This window comes from Neptuniibacter sp. 1_MG-2023 (assembly GCF_030547185.1).
Classification (GTDB): domain Bacteria; phylum Pseudomonadota; class Gammaproteobacteria; order Pseudomonadales; family Balneatricaceae; genus Neptuniibacter.
Genome location: NZ_JAUOQR010000034.1, coordinates 1 through 501 on the forward strand (window position 1 = coordinate 1; position 501 = coordinate 501).

Sequence of the window (501 nt, forward strand, 5' to 3'; positions counted from 1 at the left end):
TCCGTGTCATCGGTGATCTGCGTTTCAACACTGTTGTTGGTCGCATCTTCAGCAATATGCTCGAAGTTAGTATCGGTGATGCTATCGATCTCGATTGTAAAGCTCTCGGCACCTTCCGCTAACACATCATCTAAGGTGTCGATAGTGAAGGTATTTGAGTTGCTGCCCGCTGGAATATCAACACTCGCAACACCCGTGAAGTCTGTGCCATCAATGGCAACACCGCTGTAGGTGAAGGTTACGGTGATCGGTGTGGCAACATCGGCTGCTGGCTGATCAACACTGATGGTATACGGCGTTGTAATATCGCCTTCAATCACGGTTGCTGGACCGGTAAGTGAAACCGTCGCTGTTTCAGTATCCGGTTCAGTGGTATTGGGATCCGTGTCATCGGTGATCTGCGTTTCAACACTGTTGTTGGTCACATCTTCAGCAATATGCTCGAAGTTAGTATCGGTAATGGTATCGATCGTAATGGTGAAGCTCTCAGCGCCTTCCGCC

1 protein-coding gene is annotated in these 501 nt (G+C 49.3%); it reads right to left on the reverse strand.

Going from position 1 to position 501, the window contains the following annotated elements; genetic code table 11:
• Nucleotides 1-501 (reverse strand): hypothetical protein (locus tag Q4492_RS15655; protein WP_303419861.1); only part of this gene is annotated, 501 nt, incomplete at both ends.